Raw genomic sequence first — 19,470 nt, forward strand, 5'->3', positions numbered from 1 at the left:
AAATTACTCCTTAGAAAATATATCTTCTGATACTATATCTTTAATTCTCCACTCCAATGCTGAGTGCCTGTCGCTACCTCTAACATTATCAACCATATATTTCAATGCTCCTACAGTTCCAACAAGCACAACAAGCATTTTAGCTCTTGTTATCCCTGTATACAACAGGTTTCTTGTCATAAGAAATGGTGAACCCATAAATGAAGGCATTATTACTACTGGAAATTCACTCCCCTGGCTCTTATGAATTGTAATAGCATAGGCAAGTTCGAGCTCTTCAGCACATATATTATCATATAGCACACGTCTTTCTTCGTCAAATATTACAGTTATAGATTTATTTTCCTCATTTATTTCATGTATAACACCCATATCGCCGTTAAATACACCTGTCCCCTGTTCTTCACCATATCCTGCAATCCTATCCCATTTTATTGTATAATTATTTTTTGTCTGCATAACTTTGTCACCGACTCTGAATACTGTATCTTTAATTTTTCGCTCATTAACATTTTTTCTAGGTGGATTAAGCACACTCTGAAGCTTTTCATTCAATCCTGTCACACCAAGCATTCCTTTTCTTGTTGGTGTAAGTATCTGAATATCCTTCATCTTGTTCCATGACTTATTATATCTAGGAAGTCTTGTGTTAATTAAATCGATTATTGTATTAAGCATATCTTCTGGGCTATTCCTGTTTAAAAAGAAAAAGTCCTTGCCTTTTTCATTAAGCAATGGCATATTGCCCTCATTTATCCTATGCGCATTAACAACGATCATACTCTCCTTGCCCTGTCTGAATATTTCTTTAAGTCTTACAACCTTAGTAAAATTAGAATTTATAAGATCAGAAAGCACATTACCAGGTCCTACTGATGGCAACTGATCAACATCGCCAACAATTATAAGTCTTGTACCAACTTTAATTGCTTTAAGAAGACTGTTCATAAGCATTATATCTATCATTGATGCTTCATCAATAATAACAGCATCACAGTCAAGGGGAGCTGATTCACCCTCATAAAAAACTGCTTCTTCTTCATCATTTACTGTTGCATCCAGAAGTCTATGTATTGTTCGCGCTTCTTTTCCTGTAGATTCACTCATCCTTTTTGCCGCTCTTCCTGTGGGAGCTCCTAAAAGCACCTTCATACCGCATTTTTCAAAAATATCAATAATACATTTGATAATTGTAGTTTTTCCTGTACCAGGACCTCCTGTGATTATCTCAATTCCATTTGTAGCAGCACCTGTAATTGCTTCCTTCTGAGATGGAGCAAAGCTAATCTTATTTTTATCTTCGAACATTTTAATTTCGTAATCTACATCAATATTTAAATTATTATAATTATTAATAGCAAGTGTTAATATTCTCTTGGTAACACCTAATTCGCAATAATAATAAGGAAGTGCAAAAACACATTCATTGCCATTAATCTCTTCAAGTTGAATTTTATTACTTGCTGTATCGTCATATAAATTCTTTTCAACTTTTTCTTTAGGAATACCAAGCATAGATGAAGCTTCATCAATAAGTTCATTCTTTGGCATAAATGTATTACCATTTGCACAGTAATCAATTATTACATATCTTATACCGCTACTTATTCTAAATTCAGAATCTTTTTCAATTCCTAATGAAGCAGCCATCTTATCAGATGTTTTAAAACCAATACCTGAAATCTCATCACAAAGCATATATGGATTTATTCTGCCTACCTGAATCGCACTTGAACCATATTTTTTATATATTTTCATGCACTGTGATGTACTCATTCCATGCGACTGGTAAAACATAATAACATTCTTTAATTCCCTCTGTCCCACATATGACTCCATTATAAGTTTTAGCTTCTTCTCTCCTATCCCTTCAACCTTCTTAAGTTCCTCAATATCATTATCAAGTATCTCCAATGTTTTTTCCCTGAACTTTGCTACTATCTTTTTAGCAGTGATAGGTCCTATCCCATAAATCAAACCTGATGATAGATATTTTTCAATATCCTTCGTTGTGTCTGGGACTATTTCTCTGCATTCACTTATTTTAAGCTGCCTTCCAAACTTAGGATTTACAATCCACTCTCCCTTGATGTTGAGAAACTGCCCTTCATTTATATATGGAACTGTTCCAACAACAGTTATTTCTCTGCTATTTTCTTCAGCTTTAAAAACTGTATAGCCATTATCATCGTTTTTATAAACTATCGATAATACTCTGCACTTTATTTCCTCCATTAATCTGCTCCTAAAAACTATATTATAATTGAATTATATCAGACTTTATTCCCATATTAAAATTATATCCACAATTTAAAAAGAGTTACATCAAATTCACAACAATTGATGTAACTCTTTCTTATTTATTTATATTATAAATACTTTTTTATTTCTTCTACTTTGTTTAACTGTTCCCATGGAAGATTTAAATCAGTTCTTCCAAAATGGCCATATGCTGCAGTCTGTTTGTAGATTGGTCTTCTTAAATCAAGATTCTTAATTATCATTGCTGGTCTTAAGTCAAATACTTCTTTAACTATATCAACTATTCTCTGATCTTCAATTTTTCCTGTTCCAAATGTATCAATTTCTATGGATACTGGTTCAGCAACTCCAATCGCATAAGCAAGTTCAATTTCAAGCTTATCTGCAACTCCTGCGGCGACTAAGTTCTTAGCTACCCATCTAGCAGCATATGCTGCTGATCTATCAACCTTTGTTGGATCCTTTCCTGAAAAAGCTCCACCGCCGTGTCTGCCATATCCACCATAAGTGTCTACTATAATTTTTCTTCCTGTTAATCCGCTATCACCCTGAGGTCCTCCTATAACGAATCTTCCTGTTGGATTTATAAAGTATTTTGTATTCTCATCAAGAAGTTCCTGAGGAATTACTGCATTAATTACCTGTTCTCTTATATCACTCTGAATCTGCTCTTGAGTAACTTCCTCGCTATGCTGAGTTGATACTACTATAGCATCTATTCTCTTAACCTTGTTATCATCATATTCAACAGTAACCTGTGTCTTACCATCTGGTCTTAAATAATCAAGCGTTCCATTCTTTCTTACTTCTGTCAATCTTCTAGAAAGTCTATGAGCCATCGCTATTGGTGTTGGCATGTATTCTTCAGTTTCATTAGTTGCAAAACCAAACATCATACCTTGGTCTCCAGCTCCTATAGAATCTGCATCATCTTTTGTTCCATTCTTAAATTCTAATGCCTCATCTACTCCCATTGCTATATCAGCAGATTGTTCATCAATTGATGTTAATACTGAACATGTATCACAATCAAATCCATACTTTGCTCTATCGTAACCTATTTCTTTGATTGTATTTCTAACAATCTTAGGTATATTAACATTTGCTTTTGTTGATATTTCACCCATAACTAAAACCATACCAGTTGTAACTGCAGTTTCGCATGCAACTCTACCATTTGGATCCTGAGCTAAAATAGCATCTAAAACGCTGTCTGAAATCTGGTCACATATTTTATCTGGATGTCCTTCTGTAACTGATTCTGATGTAAATAGTCTTTTCATACTTTGCCTTTAAGGCATTCACACTCCCTTCCCTTTATAAAAAATAATAGCCTCTTCAATAAGAAGAGACTATTAGTATCAAATCTCCTCTTATCTCGCAGAATCTCTTCTGCAGGAATTGGCACCTTATGTTAAAAAACATAGGTTGCCGGGCTTCACTGGGCCATTTCCCTCCACCTCTCTTGATAAGAGTTATTATTTTATTATAAACTTTAACGTGTTTTTTTATTTCTTATATTTTTATATTACCACTCCATCGACTGCCAGTCAATAAAACCAGTCAATAAAATATAATATTTTTTTATACTATCCAGTATAAATATACTAAAAAATAAGGGTAAGTTTCCTTACTCTTATGGTGGAGGAGAATGGATTCGAACCATTGAAGCAACTTGCAACAGATTTACAGTCTGCCCCCTTTGGCCACTCGGGAACTCCTCCTTATTTAATGGAGCTGGCAATAGGACTTGAACCTACAACCTGCTGATTACAAGTCAGCTGCTCTACCAATTGAGCCATGCCAGCATTATGGTGGTCACAATAGGGCTCGAACCTATGACCCTCTGCTTGTAAGGCAGATGCTCTCCCAGCTGAGCTATGCGACCATATTTTTTGAAAATGGTGGAGGAGAATGGATTCGAACCATTGAAGCAACTTGCAACAGATTTACAGTCTGCCCCCTTTGGCCACTCGGGAACTCCTCCTTATTTAATTGGAGCTGGCAATAGGACTCGAACCTACAACCTGCTGATTACAAGTCAGCTGCTCTACCAATTGAGCCATGCCAGCATTATGGTGGTCACAATAGGGCTCGAACCTATGACCCTCTGCTTGTAAGGCAGATGCTCTCCCAGCTGAGCTATGCGACCATTTTTTTTAATGGTGGAGGAGAATGGATTCGAACCATTGAAGCAACTTGCAACAGATTTACAGTCTGCCCCCTTTGGCCACTCGGGAACTCCTCCTTATTTAATTGGAGCTGGCAATAGGACTCGAACCTACAACCTGCTGATTACAAGTCAGCTGCTCTACCAATTGAGCCATGCCAGCATTTCCACCTGCCGTTTGGTTTATCTCCAATCGACAATGATTAGTATATAGTCTTAGGGCATATATTTCAATGTGCATTAATAATGATTATAGACAATTTAAATAGATTATATTAAAATTCCTTAGTTTTTCTTGCGTTTATTAGCTATAACTGTCAACATTGTTTTATGATTATTTATTTCAAATTTTTCTCAATCAAATTAATATCTATATATGGAGATAATATACTCTTAACACTATTATAATCTTCTGTACCAAGTCTTAATTTAAGTATTTTAAAAATCTTTATACTTGAATTTAATTCATCACTGCTTTTCATTAATTCTTTTATCTGAGCCTCATCAGTTGTAGAAAGTTTTCTTGAATAAATAAGCAGTTTTGCTTTATCTTCAAAACTCACTCTTGATACTATAGTATTTTTATCCACCTTGAATACAGGCATATTTTTTTCATCATTCTTTTCTTGAGCATTTGCTTCCTCAGTATCTTCATCTTGTTTTTTCACATTATATTTTTGTGTATCTTCATTGTTTTTTTTGCTTTCCTGTTTATCTATCTTTTTGCTTTCGTTACGTTTTATATTGTCTTCTTTTTTATTTTTTATCACATTATCTGCTTTTTTTGTTTTTTCCTTATTGGGAACTTTATTCTTATTAACTATTTCTTCTTTTCTATTATTAGCTGCATTTTTTATTTCTGTTTTATTGTTAATCCCTACCATATATACTACATATACTAACGTTACTGCTATAGCTATAATGCTGAATATTTTTTTCATTTTTTCATCACCTCACGTATATTTAGATTTTTGACCAAAATATATTTTTTATTCCCCCCACCTTAATAATCCATATTTTATTTACATATAAATTATTAGTGAAGCAAAACTGAAAGGAGCACAAAATAATGAATAAAATAAAAATTCATTATGAATCAGCAATGGCCTACTACGAACTTGCATACTTTATTAAAGATTATATAAATGAACATACTGTAATACTTTGTATCGGCACAGATAAATTTATAGGCGATTGTCTTGGACCTCTGGTAGGGACATTTTTAAAAAAAGAAAACTTCCCTATTCCTATATATGGAACATTAAAAGAGCCATGTCATGCTTTAAATTTAGATGAAATCTTAGATACAATTAATAAAAAATATACTGATCCTTGTATTATTGGAATAGATGCGTGTATAGGTGATGAAAGTGCTATAGGAGAACTTCAGGCCCGTGATATTCCCATTCATCCTGGAAAAGGTGTAGGAAAGTCACTACCTAAAGTAGGTGATGCTTCAATTATAGGGATTGTGGACAACTCTGATGGTCCTCAATTTTTTAAACAGAAAAACATACGATTAAGCCTTGTAATGTCAATGGCAAAAGTGATTACTGACGCTCTTATTCATGCATATTATTTAAGCCAACATGATTAAATAACAGACAATATTTTCATAAAAAATAAGGTACTATTATAAGTTTAAAACTCTTAATAGTACCTCATCTTTATTTTAAATATAATAAAATTAATTACACTTTTCTACGAGACTGACTTCCATATCTCCGTCAAATTCTATTTTATTTAATAATTTTAATGACTTTCCAGTTCCTTTTACTACACATTCCACTGAATCTTCAGCAACTTTAACTTTAATTCCTGTAGCACTTTCTATGTATTTATCTAATCCAAAAAGCAGACCGCCACCACCTGTAAGTAATATTCCCTGATCCATAATATCAGCAGCAAGTTCTGGTGGAGTTTTTTCTAAGACTGCATGTACTGATTCTGCTATCAATGACACTGGCTCTAATAAAGCTTCTCTAATTTCTTCAGAAGTTATCTCTATAGTATCAGGAAGTCCTGTTATTAAGTTTCTTCCCTTAATAGGCATAGACAAATCTCTTAAACCCTTACATGCAGATCCTATATTTATTTTTAAGTTTTCTGCTGTTCTTTCACCTATCATAAGTTTATATTTATTTCTTATATGTCTTATTATTGCTTCATCAAATTTATCTCCAGCAACCTTTAATGACTTTCTAACTACTGTTCCTCCAAGTGACATTACAGCTATATCAGCAGTTCCACCACCAATATCTACCACCATAAATCCATTTGGTTCTGATATATCAAGTCCAGCACCTATAGCTGCTGCTAAAGGTTCTTCTATAAGGTAAACTTTTTTGGCCCCTGAATTTTTTGTAGCATCGATAACAGCTTTCTTTTCAACTTCAGTTGCCTGTGATGGAATACAAACCATGACATTTGGCGCTGATATCTTTCTCTTAGCGCATCCTTTTCTTATAAAGTATCTCAGCATTTTTTCTGTCATATCATAATCTGAAATAACACCATCTCTTAGAGGTCTTACTGCAACTATATTCCCTGGTGTTCTTCCTATCATCTGCCTTGCTTCTTCACCTACAGCAAGTATTTTATTTTTACTCCTATCAATAGCCACAACAGATGGTTCTTTTAAAACTACACCTTTGTCCTTTAAATAAACAAGAACAGTTGCAGTTCCAAGATCTATTCCTATATCTGTGCCCATACTCCAAAACCACATATTCGTTTCACTCCCAAAATTATTCTTTCTTTGTATAATAAAATTTTCTTTTACATTATTTTCATTATACATATATTTAGGCTATCCTTCAATAGCCTTATATTTTAATTTTGTAGCCTTTCCTCCTCTGATATGTCTTTCTGCCTTATTCAAATCTAGTACACTCTTTGCTTCCTTTGCAATTATAGGATTAATTTGTGGAAGCCTTTCTGTCATATCCTTATGAATTGTACTTTTACTGACACCAAAAACCTTAGCTGTCTTTCTTATTGTTGATTTGGAATTTATTATATATTTAGCAACATCAAGAACTCTTTCCTCGATATAATCTTTCAAAAAAATTACCTCCCTTCAAAATAAAAATTTTAAAAATTGTTCAGTCCTTAAAATATAGGACTGAACAATTTTATTATTTGAATGATACATATTTAGTAGGATTTACCTGTTCATTCTTAGCATTTAATACCTGGAAGCCTAGATCGTGAGCGATCTTATCTTTTTTTAAACTTACCGCTGTATCTCCAGTTACACCTAGCTGCTGTCCTTGTTTAACAACGTCATTCTTCTTAACCTTTACATTTTTATCAAGGTTAGAATATACAGTCTTCATACCATTACTATGAGTTACCTCAACATAACATCCGATAAGATTATCATCAGACTCTCCAACATCAGTAACCTTTCCATCTGCAGCTGCTAATACACTAGTTCCTTTTGCAGCCTTTACAGATATTCCTTTCATTGTACAAAATGCATCAAGAGTTTCAATCTTAAAAGGAGTTTCCTTATATTCTCTTGAAATGGTACCGTTTGCTATTGGTTTTACAAACTTTACAGCTGCAACATTTGATACCTGGCTAGTCTTAGCCTCAGCCTTCTTGCTACTTTCCTGCTTCTTTGCTTCATTTTTTACAAGATCAGCATTAGGCATTTCATTTGTTGAACTATTTTCGTTTACCTTGTACTCATTCTGCGCAATCTGCTTTTGTGAACTCTTGTTTGATGCTGCATGTTTCTTTGCAGTATAAGCAGCTGTAATAGCAACTGCACATAAACATAGTAATAAAACTACATAAAATGCTTCCTTCTTTAAAAAACTAAAAACTTTTTTTAATACGTTCATATGAACACCTCCATTCAGTATTATTTCCTACTTTCTCCAATTAATTCATTCTCACAATAACTTTTAGTAGAGTTTTTTCTTTTTTTTTCTATTTTTTGTGACAAAAGATGGCACGAAAGAGATATTCTGAAGCCTCCGTTGCTTCACTCCAAGTCGTTTCTTCATATGTCTTTCATGCCATTGACTGCTAAATGCTCAAAATTAATTTATGTATATATAAAAAAAGCCACTCAAAAATGCTTTATCACACATTTTCAAGTGGTCTTACTTTATTCCATATATAATTTATAATTATCTAATTTATTAATTAAAAGTTTAAAAGAGAGATATGCTCTCTTTTTAGAACTCCCAACAGGGGAGTTCAATCCGAAATTATAAATTGTACATTTTACATTCTAAATTAATAAAATATCTCTTCGTTCTAATCTCATATCTATTTTATTTTTTGTATCTTTGTTCCTTCGTAGTAGTGCTCCAAAATTTCATCATACTTTTTCCCTCTTTTTGCCATGACATTAGCTCCCCACTGACTCATTCCTGTATTATGACCATACCCGGTACAAGATATAATCACTTTACCATTATTGAATGAAAGCTTAAAATAACTTGAATTAAGATTAAAAAGGCTCCTAAACTTTATGCCTGATATCTTTTTGCTTCCTATCTGAATTTCCTTGACTGCTCCAGATTTAGTATTTGATAAAACTTTAACCTTACTGCTTAAATTTGATGAATTAATACCTGTATCTCCATAACTGTTCTTAACTATCCTGACAAACTGAGAATAAGGTATAGACTTATTAGACTTATACTTAGGGGCTATATCCTCTCCTGTACTTGATACAGACTTTAAGTATGGTATATCTCGATTGAATACATCTACTGAGTCTTCAGTCTTACCTGAACTTACAGCAAAATACTGTGGATGTGTTATTATTTCTCCGTCATATGTGATAACCTGCCCCGCTGTCTCATCAACTGCTGTACATACTTTCTTGTATAAAGAGTCAGCATTCTTTCCCCAACTGCTTATCCTCTTCTTTTTATCCATATAAACCTGACAGTGAGTAGAATCACATATATCGGCATTCTGACCCTTTGGGCAGTGTCTTATTATCTTGTTTACAGCAAAAGTCCTTGCAGCAACTGCCTGAGCTTTTAGAGCCTCCACATCGAAATTTGCAGGCATTTCTGCACTCACCACACCTTTTACATAATCCTCTAGTGTAAGTTCCTCAATGCTGCCTGAAGCTGTTCTATAAACCTTTATCTTGTCCACTTTTATAATACCCTTTGATATACATTCACTATCAAGTGTAAAGCCTTTTACTTTTTCTATATTCTTGGACTTTACATTTCCGCTTGAACTAAAACACAGTATCCCCATTACTGTAATTACTACTGCTGCTATAATTCCAATATATATTCTAAGTACTCTCTTAAACTTTTTACTGATTCTTTTCTTTTTATAGACTCTTATTCTCTTCATAGCTTCTCCTAATACACTTTTATCGTCTAAAAACTTTTAAATTATTTAATTATGCTTATATATTAATTTATATTATATCATCTTTTAAATTATCACATAAAAATCAAAAGCTTATGTATTAGTACTAAGTTTAAACTCTACTCTCTAAGTTTTATACCTCATACTTAAAATAATCACAAATAATTAATGGCTGATACAACATCCAATGTATCAGCCATTATTAATATAGAAGCTATTCTTTTATTCTTTCTATATCAGCACCAAGCTTTCTAAGCTTATCTTCAATCTTTACATATCCTCTGTCTATATTATATATATCTGTTACCTTTGTATATCCATCTGCCACAAGTCCAGCAAGAATCATTGCAGCTCCTGCCCTAAGATCTGTAGCCCTAACTTCACATCCGCTTAATCTTTTGACACCTTCGATAAATGCAGTTCTACCATCTACTTTAATGTCAGCCCCCATTCTAGCAAGTTCTGAAACATGCATAAATCTGTTTTCAAAAATAGTTTCTGTTATCATACTGGATCCTCTTGATAAAGACAATAAACTCATCATCTGAGCCTGCATATCAGTCGGAAAGCCAGGATAAGGCATAGTCTTAATATTTACTCCTGTTCTTTCATTCCTGCCATCAACTATAAGTGATTTGTGGTCAATCATATTAATCAAAACACCTGACTCTTTAAGTTTTGCAATTACAGGTCTTAAGTGCTCCTCATTAATTCCATTGATTTTTATCTTGCTCTTAGTTATTGCTGCTGCTACAAGAAATGTACCAGCTTCAATCCTGTCATAAATTGGTTTATATTCAATACCTCGTAATTCGTCAACGCCATCTATAACAATTTTTCCTGTTCCTGCGCCAAATATATTAGCACCCATTTTAATTAGAAAATCTACAAGATCAGTTATTTCAGGCTCCTGTGCAGCATTTTCAATTATTGTTCTTCCTTTAGCAAGTACTGAGGCCATAATTATATTTTCAGTTGCGCCTACTGAAGGAAAATCAAGATATACTTTATTGCCTTTTAATCCTTTTGCTTTTACTTCTACGAAACCATGACCAATATTAACATCGGCACCAAGCATCTTTAATCCTTTAAGATGAAGATCAATAGGCCTTGATCCAATATTACATCCTCCAGGCATAGAAAGTCTGCAAACTCCAAATTTAGATACCATAGGTCCTAATACTAAAAATGATGCCCTCATTTTACGAACAAGCTCAGAATTACCATCAAGAGGTCTGATATTATTGTTATCTATTAAAATTTCATTAGTTTTTTTATCTATATTAATACTTGAACCTGATTGCTGCAGAATACTAGTTATGACACTTACATCTTCAAGCATAGGAGCATTTTTTATCTTAACTTTATCACTGCATAAAATTGATGATGCTATTATAGGCAGTACAGCATTTTTAGCTGAGCTGATATTTACTTCTCCATTCAATTCATTTCCACCATTAATTATTATCTTATCCATAAATGTCCTCCATAAAATTTGTTAGTATGTTATAAATATGTCTGGTGTTCCCAAAATAATATATGTGCCGGAATCATATCTGCATACTGCATAATTAATACGAAATGACCCATTATCAGCGATTCCTGCATACCCAGAATTAATGGGGATTGTACGAATATTCTCTGCTCCATGCTGCTTTAAAACACTAGTTAATTTTTCTATTTCTTTATCAGTATCCTTATTTATCTTCCCCTTTATATAGGTAAAATATCTTTTTTCTTTACATTTGTAATTTGTAAATTTTTCTAATTGTTTTTTTATGCTGGCAAGTTCTTTTTTGTCTGTTAATTTGATTAACTCTATAACTACCTCCTTTGTTTTATCATCTCTTACGCCGGCCTCATAATTTATATTATTCATTTTTCCAATAATTGTTATATAGTTTTTATCTTTTTCTATCCTCTCAACACTACTATTATTTTTAAAATTATTTATAATACTATCACATGAACAATTATAGTAACCTACATATTTAAGTCCAATTTCATTTATATCCATAAGTTCATCAGCTAATTTGCTATAAGTAAAACTTCCTATTGTTCCACTGCTACATATAAATAAAATTAAAAATACTAATATATTAACTTTAATTAATAACTTTTTTTTCATCTTTTTCACATCCCTCTAATATGAATACTGTCCACATTATAGAGATTTAAAACACAATTACAAAAAATAACCTTTATTTAAATATTATCTATAGCGATTCAAATAAGAATGATCATTGATCACCCATCATTATTTATAAGTTCTCTTTAGTAGCAAAATACACTGAAGACTAAAATAAACTTAAATACAAAAGAAATCCGCTAGTGTTTTACCACTAACGGATTTCTTGTTTACTTACTATATTTCTCTACAATATTAATTCTTGTTACTGCTCTAAGAAGAGCAATTTCAGCTCTCTTAATATCAACATGAGAATTTTCATTAATTCTTTTTTCTGCTCTTTCTTTTGCACTTTCAGCACGCTTTGTATCAATATCTTTAGGCCACTCAGCTGCATCACAGCAGAAAGTAAGATTATTATCACTGAATTCAACAACACCTGTTGATGTAAACAGTACTTTTTCTTCTCCATTTTCATCTGTAAATGAAGTCATTGCAGGTTTTGTTATTGTAACGAATCTAGTGTGACCAGGAAGGATTTCAAACTGACCATCTAAATTCACTGACTTGAATTTTTTTATTTGACCAGAATATAATTCTTTATCTGGTGTTATCAAGGTTAATTTATAGGTACTCATAATCCTATCCCCTCTCTATAAGCTATTTGTCTAAATTCTTAGCTTTTTCTCTAGCTTCTTCAACAGTTCCTACAAATAGGAATGCTGATTCAGGAACATCATCATGTTTACCTTCAAGAATTTCCTTGAATCCTCTTATAGTATCCTTTACTGGTACATATTTACCTTTAATACCTGTAAACTGTTCTCCAACTGTAAATGGCTGAGATAAAAATCTCTGAATCTTTCTTGCTCTGCTTACTAGAAGCTTATCTTCTTCTGATAATTCATCTACACCAAGTATAGCAATTATATCTTGAAGTTCTTTATATCTTTCAAGAACATTCTTAACCTTCATTGCAACATCATAATGTTCTTTTCCAAGAACTCTTGGATCAAGCATTCTTGATGATGATTCAAGCGGATCAACAGCAGGATAGATACCAAGTTCAACAATACTTCTTGATAAAACTGTAGTTGCATCAAGATGAGTAAATGTTGTTGCTGGCGCTGGATCTGTAAGGTCATCTGCAGGAACATATACTGCCTGGACTGATGTTATAGAACCATGCTTAGTTGAAGTAATTCTTTCCTGAAGAGCACCCATTTCAGTTGCAAGTGTTGGCTGATAACCAACAGCTGATGGTATTCTTCCAAGTAAAGCTGATACTTCTGAACCAGCCTGTGTAAATCTGAATATATTATCTATGAATAGAAGCACATCCTGACCTTGATCTCTGAAATATTCAGCCATTGTAAGCCCAGTTAATGCTACTCTCATTCTTGCACCTGGTGGCTCATTCATCTGACCAAATACTAAGGCAGTCTTATTAATTACTCCAGACTCCTTCATTTCATAGTATAAATCATTTCCTTCTCTTGATCTTTCACCAACACCTGTGAAAACTGATAATCCACCATGTTGTTTTGCTATATTATTAATAAGCTCCTGTATAAGTACAGTTTTACCAACTCCAGCACCACCAAATAGACCTATCTTACCACCTTTTTGATATGGTGCAAGTAAATCTATAACCTTTATACCTGTTTCAAGCATTTCAGGTTCTACAGACTGTTCTGCAAATGTAGGTGCTGGTCTGTGAATTGGATAAACCTGCTTAGTTTCAATTTTTTCACCTTCATCAATACTGTTACCTAAAACATTGAATAATCTTCCTAAAACTTCTTCTCCAACTGGTACAGATATTGGATTTCCTGTATCTATAGCATCCATGCCTCTTTTTAAGCCATCAGTTGATTCCATAGCTATTGTTCTAACTATATCATCACCCATATGTTGTTCAACTTCTGCAACAAGCACAGAATCTCCCATCTTTATATGGATGGCATTATAAATATTTGGAAGTGAATCTTCATCAAACTTTATATCTACTACTGGTCCTATTACTTGAACCACTTTTCCTATTTTACCAGGCATCGCAATACCTCCTTACTATTTTTGTGCTTCTGCTCCACTGACTATTTCAGTTATTTCCTGAGTTATAGCACTTTGTCTTATTCTATTATACTTAGTATTTAATGAATCAAGCAGCTCATTCGCATTACTTGATGCGTTATCCATAGCAGTCATTCTCGAACTGAATTCGCAACACTTTGCATTAAGCATCATGTTTAAAACTGCTGATTTTGAATAAACATTAAGTACCTCTTCAAGTGCTTCTCTGCCTCTTGGTTCAATTAAATATTCACCTTCAGATTCTATTTCTGTCTTCTCTAAAGGAAGTATCTTTTTAATCTTTATTTCTTGTTTAATTGAAGAAAGAAACTCAGTATACACTACTTTTACTTCTCCAACTTCCCCTTCTTTAAATAATCTTAAAGCATGCTCATAAATTATTCTTGATTCCTTTGCTGTTGGAACATCACCAATCTGCACATATTCAGCAGCAGTTTCTATTCCATACTTTTTCATATATGAAATTCCTTTTTGTCCAACAACCATTACTAAAGCTTCATTATCGCTTTTCTGTATTTCATCATATAACTTAATTGCAAGGTTAGTATTATATCCACCACACAAACCTGTGTCTGATGACATAAGTATATATAATGTTTTCTTTGAATCATTGCCTTTTAAATAAATATTACCTTCATCCGGTTCAACTGCAGATAAAATCTGTTCAGTCACCATTGTAACTGATTCAAAATACTTATTATTAACATCAAGAGCTGCTCTTATTTTTCTAAGTCTAGAAGTGGCTACAAGACCCATGGCTTTTGTAATTTTTCTAGTATTCGTAACGGATTTAATTCTACGTTTTAAATCAATTAGTCCTGCTCCAGCCATTAATTCCACCTCCTAAAAGTCTGCATAGCTTATAAAAGCTATGCACCTTGTAAGAATATTTTCTTAAATTCAACTATTGCCTGATCAAGCTGAGCTGTTATTTCATCAGTCAACACTTTCTTTGCAAGTATTTCTTTTCCAATTTCTCTATAATGAGTATCTACATATTCAAAGAATTCACTTTCGAATTTCTTAATATCTGACACTTTAATATCTGATAAGAAATTATGTGTTACAGCATATATAATCATTACCTGTTTCTCTATATCCATAGGACTATATTGATCTTGCTTTAACACTTCCATTATTCTCTTACCTTTTTCAAGTCTATTGCTAGTATCTTTATCAAGATCTGATCCAAATTGAGCAAATGCAGCAAGCTCTCTATACTGAGCAAGTTCAAGTCTTAATGTACCACTTACCTGCTTCATAGCCTTAATCTGAGCACTTCCTCCAACTCTTGATACAGAAATACCGGCATTAACAGCTGGTCTCTGTCCTGCAAGGAACAATTCAGATTCAAGGAATATCTGTCCATCTGTAATTGATATAACGTTAGTAGGTATATATGCCGTAACATCTCCTGCTAATGTTTCTATTATAGGAAGTGCAGTTATTGAACCTCCTCCATTCTTTTCAGAAAGTTTTGCAGCTCTTTCAAGAAGTCTTGAATGTATGTAGAACACATCTCCCGGATAAGCTTCTCTACCTGGTGCTCTCTTTAAAAGAAGAGACATAGTTCTGTATGCAACAGCATGTTTTGATAAATCATCATAAACAATTAGGACATCTTTACCCTGATGCATGAAATATTCACCAATTGAGCATCCAGCATAAGGTGCAAGATATTGAAGTGGTGCAGTTTCAGATGCTGTAGATGATACAACTATTGTATAATCTAAAGATCCCATTTCTTCAAAAGTATTAACTATATGAGCTACTGTTGACTGTTTCTGTCCAATAGCAACATATATACAAATTACATCTTTACCTTTCTGATTTAAGATTGTATCAATTGCAATTGCAGTTTTACCAGTCTGTCTATCTCCTATAATAAGTTCTCTTTGTCCCTTACCAATTGGAATCATAGAGTCTATAGCTTTAATACCAGTCTGTAGTGGTTCATTAACAGAACTTCTGTCGATAATACTTGGGGCTGGTACCTCAATAGGTCTGTAACCATCATTTTTAACAGGCCCCTTACCATCTATTGGAATACCTAATGAATTGACCACTCTTCCAATTAGCGCTTCACCAACTGGAACTTCAACTATCTTTCCAGTTCTTTCAACAATATCTCCTTCTTTTATTCCTTCTTCAGGTCCAAGAAGAACACATCCAACGTTATCCTGTTCAAGGTTAAGAGCCATTCCGTAAACATTGTTAGGGAATATTAAAAGTTCGCCCTGCATACAGTCATCTAATCCATAAACTCTTGCAACACCGTCACCTATCTGAACAATTGTTCCTGAATCAACTGTCTTTATGTTCTTTTCATATTTTTGAATCTCATTTTTAATTATAGAAGTAATTTCTTCTGGTTTGATATTCATAGACTCACCTCTATTCTCGCTTAAGCATTAATTCTTTCATCTCATGAAGTTTACTCTTCAATGTGCCATCAATAACATCATTGCCTACCCTTACATAAAGACCTCCAATTATGCTTTTGTCGATTTCCTCTTCTATTATAATCTTTTTATTATATTTTCCCTGCAGCTTGTCGTTAAGTCTGTTTCTCTGCTCTTCTGTAAGCGGAATCACACTCTTAACTTTAGCCTTAAGAGTATTATGCTTTTCAAGATAGATGTTTTCCATCTGGTTAAGTTTTTCTCTTAAGAAAAGAATTCTATCTTTCTCTATCAGTATTAACAAGAAAGATAATAAATCTTCATCAATATTGCCTTTGAAAATCTTAATAAATGTTTTCTTTTTTTGTGTAGTACTTATCTGAGGATGCTTGATTACTTCATAGAACTCATGATTATTATCTATAATATTACATATTGTTCTAAGGTCATTAATATACTCTTCAACCTTACCTTTTTCTTCAGCAACATTATATAATGCAAGAGCATATCGCCTATCTAAATATTCATACATAAATTAGATACCTACCTTATCAATAAATTCATTGATTAGTTTTCTATGTTTCTCTTCATCTATTGATTCCTCAAGGGCCTTAGCTGAAAGCAATACAGCTAAATCAACAACCTGACTTTTTATTTCAGATTCTGCTTTTTGCTTTTCAAGCTTAATTTCTACTGCTGCTCTTTCTCTTATTGCCTTAGCCTCTTTATTTGCATCCTCTATTATTTCATCATATATCTTATCTGCTTTCTGCTTTCTTTTTTCAATAATCTGTTTTCCTTCAGCTTTTGCAGATTTTAAAAGTTTCTGATTCTCCACTAGTAAAATTCTAGCTTTTTCTGCATCTTCTTCAGCTTTGTCTATATTATCCTTTATATCATTTTCTCTTTCATCTATTATTTTTTTGACTTTATCGAAAAAGAAATATTTACCTATCAATACAATAAGAAAAAAGTTAAACATAGACCAAAAAACTATAGGAAGTTGTATTTCCATAAACCTCTTGACCTCCCTTCGGAGTCATATTATTTACTAATCACTCACAAAGTTTATATATTCGTAATTCTTAAAGATTTAAATTATAATTTTAAAACTAATAATATAGCTATGATTAATCCATATATTGCAGTACCTTCTGCAAGACCACCACCGATTAATAATGCTGTAGTTATTTTACCTGAAGCTTCTGGCTGTCTTGATATTCCTTCAACTGCCTTTCCAGTTGCTATACCAATACCAACTCCTGCTCCTAAACCTGCTAAAACTGCAATTCCTGCTGCTAATGCTGTCATAATAATTTCCTCCTTAAATTTCAAAAAATATAATTAATGTTCTGGAAGTACTTTAACCTGTATCATAGTTAACATTAAAAATACTACCGTTTGTAATGCGCCATCAAATACATCAAAGTAAAGATGGACTGGTACTGGCGCTCCAATTGCAAAGTTACCTAAAGCACTATAGACAAGATCTATAACAACTGTCGCTGCCATCATATTACCAAAAAGTCTTAGTGAAAGAGATATTGGAAATACTGCACGTTCCATAATATTAATTGGAAGCATTACGGCAAATGGTTTTCCATATCCCAATAAATAATGAACAAATCCAAGCTTCTTTATAGCATTTCCATGGATAAGCAAAAATGAACATAATGCAAGTCCTAGTGCAATACTATAATTCTGCGTTGGTGGCTTAATTCCGATAAGTCCTAAAAGATTCATCACTAATAGAAAAGCTGCCAGTGTTCCGAATATAGGGATGTATGATTCATACGCTTCTCCCATATTAGAATCAACTAGATTTTTAATTGTAGTGTAGAAATATTCTACTGCTGTCTGCTTTCTATCAGGAACCTTTTTTAAGTTCCTTGTAGCCCATATCATAAGAATGGTAAGTGAAATCATTATTGCCCATTGTACAACTACTTCCTGATTGAATACAATATGGAACTTACCTATTGGAATTGAAATAAGTTTTGATACCTCCAAAATTATTCACTTCCTCTCTCATCTCTTAGAAAGGCAAAACCTATTGAAAAATAATTAAATGATATACCTAAACAATAACTTAATAAGCCTGCAAAACTATCTTTAAAGAATAAAGAAAATAATGCAATCATTAATATTCTTCCTATGTCTATTATTACTATACTACTTCTACTTATTGCCTTTTTAACAAGAAGTCTATCAAGCATATATCCTTTTAATGTAAAACTTATATTATATAAAATAAGACCAGAAAAAAAACCTCCTGCTGCATAAAAGCATCTCATTAAAAGTAATAAAAGTGTAATAGAAGATCCAAGCAATAAATTTGTTTTAAACATATCATATAATAGTTTTTTTAAACTAGATTTCATAAATAGATTTTCTCCTTACTCGAGCCTGTAATTATTATATTACTATGTTTTCTTTTCCGTAATATCCATTTAGGTTGATTTTAGTTCAAATTTGTTGATTTATTAAAAATACATTCATATTGGGTCAATTTACTTGCATAATTTAGCGTTTATTTCCTTTCATTCATATTGGTTTAAATAATGTTAGTTTTCTATTCAATTTTCAGAATATTTAGTCTTTAAAAGCAATAATCAATTTAATTATTGTTAACATTTTCATTTAGCTTTTTGTATCTTTTTTAAAAAATTTAATCAATATATATCAACAATTTATAATTTATCAGTTTTTCATTCTTATATTAGGATAATGTCAGAGCTAAATAATATTGAATTTGAACTATCATTTTAATTCAATTAAAAGTTTATTTGATACAAAATGTTAACACTATGTTCATATTTTATTTTACATATATATACATTTATTGTATATATTCGCTACATATGTGTTTATACTTACTATGTTTAATATACATTTTTACTGCCTTAAGCAGTTTTTTTCACTTTTATACTGCTCAGTACAAAAACAAATATTTTTATAGTACATAAATCATCAATGTTGTTCATAATTTATTCATATTGATACTGATTAGTATAACTTTTTCTACAAATATCGATGTAATCTAATTTCCATAGAAT

General features: G+C 32.4%; 19 protein-coding genes, 8 tRNA genes and 1 riboswitch. Of the genes, 1 reads left to right on the forward strand and 26 read right to left on the reverse strand.

All coding sequences use genetic code 11. The features are described 5' to 3' along the window. Window positions 1–3: 3 nt before the first annotated feature. From recD2 to FYJ33_RS05675, 11 genes are all read right to left on the reverse strand, one after another. Window positions 4–2,235 carry an SF1B family DNA helicase RecD2 gene (gene recD2, locus FYJ33_RS05625; RefSeq protein WP_154530780.1) on the reverse strand — a complete coding sequence of 744 codons (2,232 nt, stop codon included), beginning with the start codon at window positions 2,233–2,235 and terminating at the stop codon, window positions 4–6. Window positions 2,236–2,369: 134 nt separating this feature from the next. Further along, window positions 2,370–3,545, reverse strand: a complete 1,176-nt coding sequence (metK, locus tag FYJ33_RS05630; RefSeq protein WP_154530781.1) for a methionine adenosyltransferase — start codon at window positions 3,543–3,545, stop codon at window positions 2,370–2,372. A gap of 87 nt (window positions 3,546–3,632) precedes the next feature. After that, window positions 3,633–3,737: riboswitch (SAM riboswitch) on the reverse strand. A 164-nt stretch (window positions 3,738–3,901) separates the two neighbouring features. Continuing rightward, window positions 3,902–3,986 (reverse strand) — tRNA-Tyr (locus FYJ33_RS05635). Between the two features lie 8 nt (window positions 3,987–3,994). Then, window positions 3,995–4,070 (reverse strand) — tRNA-Thr (locus FYJ33_RS05640). Window positions 4,071–4,074: 4 nt separating this feature from the next. Beyond that, window positions 4,075–4,150, reverse strand: a tRNA-Val gene (locus FYJ33_RS05645). A 14-nt stretch (window positions 4,151–4,164) separates the two neighbouring features. Beyond that, window positions 4,165–4,249: transfer RNA gene (locus tag FYJ33_RS05650), tRNA-Tyr, on the reverse strand. A gap of 9 nt (window positions 4,250–4,258) precedes the next feature. After that, window positions 4,259–4,334, reverse strand: a tRNA-Thr gene (locus FYJ33_RS05655). A gap of 4 nt (window positions 4,335–4,338) precedes the next feature. Beyond that, window positions 4,339–4,414 (reverse strand) — tRNA-Val (locus FYJ33_RS05660). Window positions 4,415–4,425: 11 nt separating this feature from the next. After that, window positions 4,426–4,510, reverse strand: a tRNA-Tyr gene (locus FYJ33_RS05665). Window positions 4,511–4,519: 9 nt separating this feature from the next. Then, window positions 4,520–4,595, reverse strand: a tRNA-Thr gene (locus tag FYJ33_RS05670). Between the two features lie 175 nt (window positions 4,596–4,770). Continuing rightward, complete coding sequence (locus tag FYJ33_RS05675) at window positions 4,771–5,373, reverse strand: hypothetical protein (RefSeq protein WP_154530782.1); 603 nt, start codon at window positions 5,371–5,373, stop codon at window positions 4,771–4,773. 128 nt (window positions 5,374–5,501) lie between these two features. On the opposite strand from FYJ33_RS05675, the gene yyaC reads away from it, so the two are divergent. Next, window positions 5,502–6,029 (forward strand): spore protease YyaC, encoded by a 528-nt coding sequence (gene yyaC, locus FYJ33_RS05680; protein WP_154530783.1) that lies wholly within the window; start codon window positions 5,502–5,504, stop codon window positions 6,027–6,029. A 90-nt stretch (window positions 6,030–6,119) separates the two neighbouring features. Here the strand turns inward: yyaC and mreB are convergent, their stop codons facing one another. The 15 genes from mreB to FYJ33_RS05755 form a co-directional block, all read right to left on the reverse strand. Continuing rightward, a complete protein-coding gene (mreB, locus tag FYJ33_RS05685) occupies window positions 6,120–7,160 on the reverse strand; it encodes a rod shape-determining protein MreB (RefSeq protein WP_154530784.1) in 1,041 nt (346 codons plus the stop codon). A gap of 81 nt (window positions 7,161–7,241) precedes the next feature. Beyond that, window positions 7,242–7,496 (reverse strand): sporulation transcriptional regulator SpoIIID, encoded by a 255-nt coding sequence (spoIIID, locus tag FYJ33_RS05690; protein ID WP_154530785.1) that lies wholly within the window; start codon window positions 7,494–7,496, stop codon window positions 7,242–7,244. 73 nt (window positions 7,497–7,569) lie between these two features. After that, window positions 7,570–8,283 carry a M23 family metallopeptidase gene (locus FYJ33_RS05695; protein ID WP_154530786.1) on the reverse strand — a complete coding sequence of 238 codons (714 nt, stop codon included), beginning with the start codon at window positions 8,281–8,283 and terminating at the stop codon, window positions 7,570–7,572. Window positions 8,284–8,716: 433 nt separating this feature from the next. Continuing rightward, window positions 8,717–9,772 (reverse strand): stage II sporulation protein D, encoded by a 1,056-nt coding sequence (spoIID, locus tag FYJ33_RS05700; protein ID WP_154530787.1) that lies wholly within the window; start codon window positions 9,770–9,772, stop codon window positions 8,717–8,719. A 232-nt stretch (window positions 9,773–10,004) separates the two neighbouring features. Continuing rightward, window positions 10,005–11,267: a UDP-N-acetylglucosamine 1-carboxyvinyltransferase gene (gene murA / locus FYJ33_RS05705; protein ID WP_154530788.1), complete on the reverse strand. Its 1,263-nt coding sequence runs from the start codon at window positions 11,265–11,267 to the stop codon at window positions 10,005–10,007. 21 nt (window positions 11,268–11,288) lie between these two features. Next, window positions 11,289–11,807, reverse strand: a complete 519-nt coding sequence (locus FYJ33_RS05710; protein WP_206046620.1) for a hypothetical protein — start codon at window positions 11,805–11,807, stop codon at window positions 11,289–11,291. Window positions 11,808–12,148: 341 nt separating this feature from the next. After that, entirely contained in the window at window positions 12,149–12,556 is a 408-nt protein-coding gene (locus FYJ33_RS05715) for a F0F1 ATP synthase subunit epsilon (protein WP_154530790.1), read from the reverse strand. Window positions 12,557–12,578: 22 nt separating this feature from the next. Next, window positions 12,579–13,973, reverse strand: a complete 1,395-nt coding sequence (atpD, locus tag FYJ33_RS05720; RefSeq protein WP_154530791.1) for a F0F1 ATP synthase subunit beta — start codon at window positions 13,971–13,973, stop codon at window positions 12,579–12,581. A gap of 15 nt (window positions 13,974–13,988) precedes the next feature. Continuing rightward, window positions 13,989–14,843: an ATP synthase F1 subunit gamma gene (gene atpG, locus FYJ33_RS05725; RefSeq protein WP_154530792.1), complete on the reverse strand. Its 855-nt coding sequence runs from the start codon at window positions 14,841–14,843 to the stop codon at window positions 13,989–13,991. Window positions 14,844–14,881: 38 nt separating this feature from the next. Next, entirely contained in the window at window positions 14,882–16,396 is a 1,515-nt protein-coding gene (atpA, locus tag FYJ33_RS05730) for a F0F1 ATP synthase subunit alpha (RefSeq protein ID WP_154530793.1), read from the reverse strand. Window positions 16,397–16,406: 10 nt separating this feature from the next. Next, complete coding sequence (locus tag FYJ33_RS05735; protein ID WP_154530794.1) at window positions 16,407–16,946, reverse strand: F0F1 ATP synthase subunit delta; 540 nt, start codon at window positions 16,944–16,946, stop codon at window positions 16,407–16,409. Between the two features lie 3 nt (window positions 16,947–16,949). After that, window positions 16,950–17,429: a F0F1 ATP synthase subunit B gene (locus FYJ33_RS05740; RefSeq protein ID WP_154530795.1), complete on the reverse strand. Its 480-nt coding sequence runs from the start codon at window positions 17,427–17,429 to the stop codon at window positions 16,950–16,952. Between the two features lie 83 nt (window positions 17,430–17,512). After that, window positions 17,513–17,725, reverse strand: a complete 213-nt coding sequence (atpE, locus tag FYJ33_RS05745) for an ATP synthase F0 subunit C (protein ID WP_154530796.1) — start codon at window positions 17,723–17,725, stop codon at window positions 17,513–17,515. A gap of 33 nt (window positions 17,726–17,758) precedes the next feature. Then, entirely contained in the window at window positions 17,759–18,427 is a 669-nt protein-coding gene (locus tag FYJ33_RS05750) for a F0F1 ATP synthase subunit A (RefSeq protein WP_407928882.1), read from the reverse strand. Beyond that, the gene (locus tag FYJ33_RS05755) at window positions 18,427–18,795 is read right to left on the reverse strand and encodes a hypothetical protein (RefSeq protein WP_154530798.1); all 369 of its coding nucleotides are present in this window, start codon (window positions 18,793–18,795) and stop codon (window positions 18,427–18,429) included. Before FYJ33_RS05755 ends, FYJ33_RS05750 begins: the two co-directional genes overlap by 1 nt. Between the last annotated feature and the right edge of the window lie 675 nt (window positions 18,796–19,470).

Source organism: Inconstantimicrobium porci (genome assembly GCF_009696465.1).
GTDB lineage: Bacteria > Bacillota > Clostridia > Clostridiales > Clostridiaceae > Inconstantimicrobium > Inconstantimicrobium porci.

Bases quoted from the DNA above. Each gene is read 5' to 3' on its own strand.
- recD2 (WP_154530780.1), bottom strand. From the start codon at position 2,235: ATGGAGGAAATAAAGTGCAGAGTATTATCGATAGTTTATAAAAACGAT.
- metK (WP_154530781.1), bottom strand. From the start codon at position 3,545: ATGAAAAGACTATTTACATCAGAATCAGTTACAGAAGGACATCCAGAT.
- FYJ33_RS05675 (WP_154530782.1), bottom strand. From the start codon at position 5,373: ATGAAAAAAATATTCAGCATTATAGCTATAGCAGTAACGTTAGTATAT.
- yyaC (WP_154530783.1), top strand. From the start codon at position 5,502: ATGAATAAAATAAAAATTCATTATGAATCAGCAATGGCCTACTACGAA.
- mreB (WP_154530784.1), bottom strand. From the start codon at position 7,160: ATGTGGTTTTGGAGTATGGGCACAGATATAGGAATAGATCTTGGAACT.
- FYJ33_RS05695 (WP_154530786.1), bottom strand. From the start codon at position 8,283: ATGAACGTATTAAAAAAAGTTTTTAGTTTTTTAAAGAAGGAAGCATTT.
- spoIID (WP_154530787.1), bottom strand. From the start codon at position 9,772: ATGAAGAGAATAAGAGTCTATAAAAAGAAAAGAATCAGTAAAAAGTTT.
- murA (WP_154530788.1), bottom strand. From the start codon at position 11,267: ATGGATAAGATAATAATTAATGGTGGAAATGAATTGAATGGAGAAGTA.
- FYJ33_RS05710 (WP_206046620.1), bottom strand. From the start codon at position 11,807: ATGGATATAAATGAAATTGGACTTAAATATGTAGGTTACTATAATTGT.
- FYJ33_RS05715 (WP_154530790.1), bottom strand. From the start codon at position 12,556: ATGAGTACCTATAAATTAACCTTGATAACACCAGATAAAGAATTATAT.
- atpD (WP_154530791.1), bottom strand. From the start codon at position 13,973: ATGCCTGGTAAAATAGGAAAAGTGGTTCAAGTAATAGGACCAGTAGTA.
- atpG (WP_154530792.1), bottom strand. From the start codon at position 14,843: ATGGCTGGAGCAGGACTAATTGATTTAAAACGTAGAATTAAATCCGTT.
- atpA (WP_154530793.1), bottom strand. From the start codon at position 16,396: ATGAATATCAAACCAGAAGAAATTACTTCTATAATTAAAAATGAGATT.
- FYJ33_RS05735 (WP_154530794.1), bottom strand. From the start codon at position 16,946: ATGTATGAATATTTAGATAGGCGATATGCTCTTGCATTATATAATGTT.
- FYJ33_RS05740 (WP_154530795.1), bottom strand. From the start codon at position 17,429: ATGGAAATACAACTTCCTATAGTTTTTTGGTCTATGTTTAACTTTTTT.
- atpE (WP_154530796.1), bottom strand. From the start codon at position 17,725: ATGACAGCATTAGCAGCAGGAATTGCAGTTTTAGCAGGTTTAGGAGCA.
- FYJ33_RS05755 (WP_154530798.1), bottom strand. From the start codon at position 18,795: ATGAAATCTAGTTTAAAAAAACTATTATATGATATGTTTAAAACAAAT.